This window comes from Streptomyces sp. NPDC001880 (assembly GCF_053594575.1).
Genome location: NZ_JBSFET010000171.1, coordinates 1 through 6,169, shown reverse-complemented (window position 1 = coordinate 6,169; position 6,169 = coordinate 1). Strand labels below are relative to the sequence as shown.

The following is a 6,169-nucleotide window of genomic DNA, read 5'->3' as shown; positions in this document are numbered from 1 at the left end:
TCGTTTGCGCAGCTCAAGGGGATACGAAGAGGGGCGTGCCATGACTCAATCCTTTCACGGAATCGAGTCTCCATTCGAACCGGGGCGGTTCAGGGAGACCACTTGACCACGGCTATCGCGTGCCAAAGACACCTCATGCAGATAAGCCGTCAAGATGCACCGTGGGATTTCGTAGTCAGCATCGCCGTGATGACGCACGCGAGGCTTCGCGGCCTGGCCCCGGAGCATCGGGGGCCGATCGTGTAAGGGCACCAGGCGGCATGATGATCGGCATGATGGAGATACCCGGGTACGACGGTCACCCTCTCGTCCACGAGCCAGAGCTGCTGCAGGAACCTCTCTTCTGGCTTGGCCACCTGTACTCGTGTGCGCACGACGAGGACGCGGAAGAGCTGCTCTTCGGTGCGGACTACGAGGCGGCCGAGGTGTTCCACCGGGAGCTGCGGGAGCGGGCGGAGTGGCCCGTCTTCACCATCCCGCTGGCCGCCGGGCACCTCCTCCACGTCGTCTACCGAGCGTGGAAGGACGACCCCGGTGTCGACTACCTCCTGCATCACCCCAGCTGGGAGCGGGCACTGTTGCTGGCCAAGGTCGACGGGCACTTCATGGGTCCCGCCCTGTCCTGGCTCGAGTTGTTCTCCGCCGTCGACAACGGGCTGCCCGGTGGCAGCACAGCCGATCCACACCGCCGCCTCCTGCTGCTGCTGCCCGCGCTCGGAGACGACAACATCCCGGACGACGCAGAGCACCGCCTGATGGCAGCTCTCAGCGTCCTTACTGCCATTGAGGCCCCCGAAGAATTCGCTGCCGCTCTCGTTGAGGGCCAAGGTGCGGGAGGGGCCTCCCGCTGGACCAGCAGGAACGGTGTCCGCGTGGACGACGGCGCGTACTCGTACCGGAACCCGTCCAATGGCTTCGCCCTTACGCCGGAAGACCTGGCTCGCGTGTCGACTGCCTTCATGCCCTGAGCCCTATGAACTGGCCGGCTGGAGCATCGCAGCCCCTGGAGCGAAAGCGATGGCTTCGTCGAAAGGAACGCGGGCGAGGAGGCAGTGATGCAGCTGCCCCAGCATGCGGTTGAACAGGTGCCGCAGAGCCTGCATGTGCCAGTCCCCTCCGGCCCGGCGGCGCCGGTAGTGGGCGTCCGCGCCGGATGAACCGCTGATGGAGGCGAAGGCCCACAGGTGGCCGACGTGGTTGAGCCGGTTGTTCTTCACGAACCGGCGACCGACATAACGGCGCTTGCCGGAAGCCCGCGTGACCGGGGCGGAGCCAGCGTATGCCTTCAGTCCTCCAGCCGTGGCGAACCGGCTCCTGCCGTCACCGATCTCGCCCAGGATGCGGGCGCCGACCTGGGGACCGATCCCGGGGAAGCTCAGCATGATCGCCGCGTCCGGGTGTGACCGAAAGGCTTCCTCGGTGGCCCGCGCCAGGTCATCGACCGCCTGGCAGGCCGCGTCCAGCTGCAGCAGGGCCTGTGCCTGCTTGCCCATGGCGTCTTCGACGAGGAGCAGCTGTCGTGGAGCTTCCTGGCGGAAGAGCTGCTGGATTCGTTCGGCGTCGGTTTCGATGCCGCGGCGGCGGCCGGCTCGCTTGAGCATGGCGGTCAGCTTCCACATCTGCAGCTTGGCGGCCAGGGCAGGTGTGGGCGCGACGGCGAGGATGCGGCGGGCATCGGGGCGGGTCAGGGTTCCCGGCTTGTCCTTGAACGCCTCGATCATCGCCGGGAAGTACTCCCGCAGCAGGGACCGCAGCTGGTTGGCGACCTGCTGGCGGTTCCAGACCGCGTCCTGCTGTGCGCGGGCCAGAACCGCAACGACCTGGGCCAGGTCAGTGTCGGCGGGCATTGGGCGGTGCACCGGCGCGTCGGTGCGGATGATGTTCGCCAGCACCAGGGCGTCGCCCGGGTCCGACTTCTTGCGGCTGACTCCGTGCCGGTCGCGGTAGCGGGAGGCCGCCATCGGGTTGACCGCGTAGATCTTCCGGGGGCCCTGCCTCAGCGTGGCAACCAGTAGGCCGCGGCTGGTCTCGATGGCCACCGGGATCGGCGTCTCGGCGGTGTCGCCGTGCTCGGCCAGGAGGTCCAGCAGCAGCCGGTAGCCGTCCAGGTCGTCGTTGATCCGGCACTTGGCCAGCAGCTTGCCGGTGTCGTCGACGAGCGCGACGTCGTGGTGTCCCTCCGCCCAGTCGATCCCACAGAACACGTCCATGGATCCCGCCCCTTCTCCGGTGCCGTTCTCGAAGGCGAGCACGCGGGGCCGCACGGCGCACTAATTCCAGGGCTCCAAGGCCCGCCACCTCATCAGCCGTGCGCGGCGCCGCCAAACCGCACGGGCGCACGCCGTGTCCAGAGCTCGAAGCTCGTGAGGAGAAACGCGTCACCGTACGGCAGCTCATCCACCGAGGATCCCGAACCCGACGGGACCACGGGGGCAGAACGTGCGAGGACCGGCTGGCGCCCAGCGCCACCAGTCTTTACAAAGACCTCGCACGGTCGGAGGTGTCGTAGGGGTCACCACGGCACCGACCGGACCACACACGTCCTGCCCTGGGCTGAACAACGCCGCCCCGGCCCCTCAGAGATTCAGGACCTCTAATTACTAACGAATTAGAGGTGTCATCGTCCGTGAGGGGCTTGCCCACTGGGGCTGACCTGCGAGAACGGGCACTGTCCGATTTGCCAGGCTCCCTCCTCCGGTCACACCTTCGGTGCCCCGCCGGATGCAACCGTCCAGGCAACTTTTCAGCCCCCTCCCGGTGCAACCCTCTCCAGGGCGAGCGCGGACTCGAGCCGGTCGAGGCGTTCGTAGAGGGCGCGGACCAGGCGGGCGCGGTTCTGCACACAGCGCACGGTGCCCTTCAGCTTCGCGGACAGCCGGCCTTCCGCCTCGCGCAGGACGACGTCAGCGAGCGCCTGGGGACCACTGTTCTTCGGCAGCTGGTCGGCGCGGCACCGGACATCGGCGGCAACCGCGCGAGCGTGGCCGGTGAGCTGGAGGCCGATCTGCTCGTAGTCGCGTGTCGCGAGCGTGTCCTCGCCGGTCCACGCGAGGACGGCCGTGACGAGGCTCTCGTACGGTTCGCGATCCAGCGGGTGCCCGGCTTCGATCAGGCCGTCGGGGTCGTACAGGACCGTGTGCGTGCTGGGGCGTGCGGTCGGCCCTGCTATTGGGGTGCTGTCGCGAGGGAGGCCGGCGGTCACTGTGGTGTGTCCTCGCTGTCGTCGGCCCGGTCGTCCTGGTCCTGGGTCCGCTGGGCGAGAAAGCGGGCGAAGCCGCGGTTCGCTCGGGCCAGCAGGGCAGGGGAGGGGAGGGAACGCCGTAGGCCGGGGGTTGGAGGCGGCGGCCGTCCGGGGCCGGTGCGGTGGAGCCGGTGTGTGTGCGTGAGGGGGCACCCCTCTTCGGCTGGTGGGACTGTGGCTGCTGCCCATCGTCGGCTACTTCGCTTCGTGGGTCGGTTCGAGCCCCGTGTGGTTGCGGTCCCTGTCGGTCCGGGCGGGGTCGGCAGCGTGGATGAGCTGGCGCAGTGCCCCGTAGTAGACCTCGTGGTCGACGACGGTGGGCAGGATGGTGTCGAGGTGCCCGGTCAGTGCCGGGAATTGCTCGGGGTCGAGTGCGGCCAGCGCGGTCCGGGTGGTGGCTTGTGCGGTTTTCGGGTCGCGGTGGTCGACGAAGCTCGCGCTGCCGAGGGTGAGCAGGTAGAGGCGCCGGTAGGTGGTGATCGCTTCCTGGGGTGTCATGCCGGCGGCGAGGCTGTCGGCGAGCTGTGGTTCCACGAGGCGTTGGAGTAGCTGGGTGCCGAGCCAGGGGCGGCCTCCGCGCAGTGCGACCAGGCCCGGGTGGTCGGTCAGCAGCTCGTAGAGCCTGCGGAAGCGGGTTTCGGTGGAGGTGGCCCAGTCGGTTGCGGGCTCGTGGTCGGGCAGGGAGGCGGCGAGGTGGTCGGCGCACAGATCGAGGAGTCCGGCCAGGTCGGTGCAGCGGCGCTGGAGGGTGGCGTGGGCGATGCCGAGCCGGGCGGCCAGGGTCCGGAAGCTGAGGGCGGCCGATCCTTCCTGGTCCACGATCAGCAGGGCGGTCTCGGCGATGCGTTCGGGGGTCGCGAGGTCCAGGGAAGAGGATTGCCTTGGCATGTGAGCCAGCGTACGGTACAGCGTATCGTCACGGTAGGCTCAACGCTCCTCACTCGGAGGCGACATGCCCCGCACGGTGCTCGATCCCCTGTTCACCGCCACGGACGCCCCGGCCGGCTTCACCGACCGGCACCTGGCCCACCTCGCGTCCGGCACCCTCGCCGCGGTCCGCGTTCCCGGCTTCCTCGACAGGCCGGCATGCGCGAGCGTGCTGTCGGGGCTGGACCGGCTGCCCACCGCCGACTACGACCCGGTCAGGGTGCCGACCCCGATCGTCCGGTTCGGACCGGCCCTCAACGACTACCGCGACCAGGACGGCGCACTGGACGCGAGGCGGTACTGGCACGATGCCGACACCGCCCGGGCGGCCTGGCACCGGGCAGGGATGCGCCCCGACCCGATCGCCGTGTCCCTGGCCCGGCTCGGCTCCGCCTGGGGCGCAGCGGTCACTTCCGCCACCATCGGTGGGCGCGCGGTCTTCGGCGGCACCCTGCGCGAGATCAACGCGGGCGCGCTGGTCCACTACGACTCCATCACCCGGGAGTTCCCGCTCGGGCTCTTCGACCAGGAGGTCGTCGCGCAGCTCGCGTTCAACGTGTGGGTGGCCGTGCCCGGAAGCGGCGGGGCGACGACGGTGTGGCGCCGCCGCTGGGAGCCGGCCGACGAGATGCACCGCGAGGCGTACGGCTACCGGCCCGAGACCGTTGACGGTTTCCAGCAGGTCAGTCTGCGGCCCGCGCTCGGTGACGCGCTGCTGTTCAACCCCGTCAACTTCCACGCGGTGGAACCGAACCCGGGCCGCCGGATCGCGTTCGCCTTCTTCCTCGCCCTCACCACCACCGGGCAGCTCATCGCCTGGTCCTGACCGCCGCACAGTCAAGGGAGTAAACCCCGTGCACCACCTCACCTACGGTGACATCAAGCAGGCCGCCGACCGGATCTCCGGTCGTGTCCGCCCCGTCACGATCGCCCCGGTCGATGCCGGGGCGATCCGCACCGCCCACTGCGACCCCCTGGACGACCGTGAGCCCAAGCCCTGTGAGGTATGGCTGGCGCTGGAGTACATGCAGCACACCGGCTCCTTCAAAGCCCGCGGCGCCCAGAACTTCATCCAGGCCCACCGCGAGGTCGGCACCCTCCCGGAGGCGGGGGTGACCATTGCCTCCGGCGGCAACGCCGGACTCGCGTGCGCGTGGGCGGCCCAGCAGCAGGGCGTGCGGGCCACGGTGTTCCTCCCGGCCACCGCCCCGGCAGTCAAGGTCACCAAGCTCCGCGGCTACGGCGCGGACGTACGCCTGGTGGGCACGGAGTACGCCGAAGCACTCGCCGCCTGCGAAAACTTCACGGCCGCGACCGGTGCACTCCCCTCCCACGCCTACGACCACCCACTGATCGCCGCCGGGGCCGGCACCCTGCTGGAGGAGATCCGCACCCAGATCCCGGGCCTGGACACCGTGGTGGTCGCCGTCGGCGGCGGCGGCCTGTTCGCCGGCATCGCCACCGCCGCCCAGCACCACGGCATCCGCACCGTCGCCGTGGAACCGGAGAACTGCCGCGCCCTGAACGCCGCCCTCGAGGCCGGCCGCCCGGTTGATGTCCCGGTCAACTCGATCGCTGCCGATTCCCTCGGAGCCCGCTGCACCTCCGCCATGGCCCTGCACGCCGCCCAGCAGGACCGCGTCCACTCCGTACTCGTACCGGACAGCGAAATCATCCGCGCCCGCCAAGCACTGTGGGACCACCGCCGCATCGCCGTGGAGCACGGAGCGGCAACCGCACTCGCCGCCCTCACAGCCGCGCCGCACCATGTACCCGACCGCGACCTGCCCACCAGGCCCACCGGGCCGTCCCGCAACTACCGCCCCGCCAACAGCGAGAAAGTCGCCGTCGTCCTCTGCGGAGCCAACACCGACCCCAGCCAGCTCACCCACCAACACCCCGAACACTGACCAGCCGCCCGATCGAGTAGGAGGACCGGGTCGCCCAGCCCTCCTACGGCGGGAAGGTCAGGATCCGGGCCGACCCGAAGGCAGCCACGAC

6 protein-coding genes are annotated in these 6,169 nt (G+C 69.8%); 3 read left to right on the top strand and 3 right to left on the bottom strand.

The features are described from left to right. Positions 1 to 272: 272 nt before the first annotated feature. A complete protein-coding gene (locus ACWCQ6_RS35190) occupies positions 273 to 968 on the top strand; it encodes a hypothetical protein (protein WP_451096286.1) in 696 nt (231 codons plus the stop codon). Between the two features lie 3 nt (positions 969 to 971). Here ACWCQ6_RS35190 and ACWCQ6_RS35185 read toward each other — a convergent pair whose 3' ends face one another. From ACWCQ6_RS35185 to ACWCQ6_RS35175, 3 genes are all read right to left on the bottom strand, one after another. Beyond that, a complete protein-coding gene (locus ACWCQ6_RS35185) occupies positions 972 to 2,210 on the bottom strand; it encodes an IS110 family transposase (protein ID WP_451096284.1) in 1,239 nt (412 codons plus the stop codon). Between the two features lie 533 nt (positions 2,211 to 2,743). Beyond that, positions 2,744 to 3,202 (bottom strand): DUF6415 family natural product biosynthesis protein, encoded by a 459-nt coding sequence (locus tag ACWCQ6_RS35180; RefSeq protein ID WP_451096282.1) that lies wholly within the window; start codon positions 3,200 to 3,202, stop codon positions 2,744 to 2,746. Positions 3,203 to 3,436: 234 nt separating this feature from the next. After that, positions 3,437 to 4,129, bottom strand: coding sequence for a TetR/AcrR family transcriptional regulator (locus ACWCQ6_RS35175; RefSeq protein ID WP_451096280.1), 693 nt, complete (start codon positions 4,127 to 4,129; stop codon positions 3,437 to 3,439). 64 nt (positions 4,130 to 4,193) lie between these two features. Here ACWCQ6_RS35175 and ACWCQ6_RS35170 point away from each other — a divergent pair, with 64 nt between their 5' ends. Both ACWCQ6_RS35170 and ACWCQ6_RS35165 read left to right on the top strand, forming a co-directional pair. Beyond that, positions 4,194 to 4,994: an L-gamma-glutamyl-L-propargylglycine hydroxylase BesE gene (locus ACWCQ6_RS35170; RefSeq protein ID WP_451096278.1), complete on the top strand. Its 801-nt coding sequence runs from the start codon at positions 4,194 to 4,196 to the stop codon at positions 4,992 to 4,994. 28 nt (positions 4,995 to 5,022) lie between these two features. Beyond that, on the top strand, positions 5,023 to 6,078 hold the full coding sequence (locus tag ACWCQ6_RS35165) for a threonine/serine dehydratase (protein ID WP_451096277.1): 1,056 nt from the start codon (positions 5,023 to 5,025) through the stop codon (positions 6,076 to 6,078). Positions 6,079 to 6,169 lie beyond the last annotated feature (91 nt).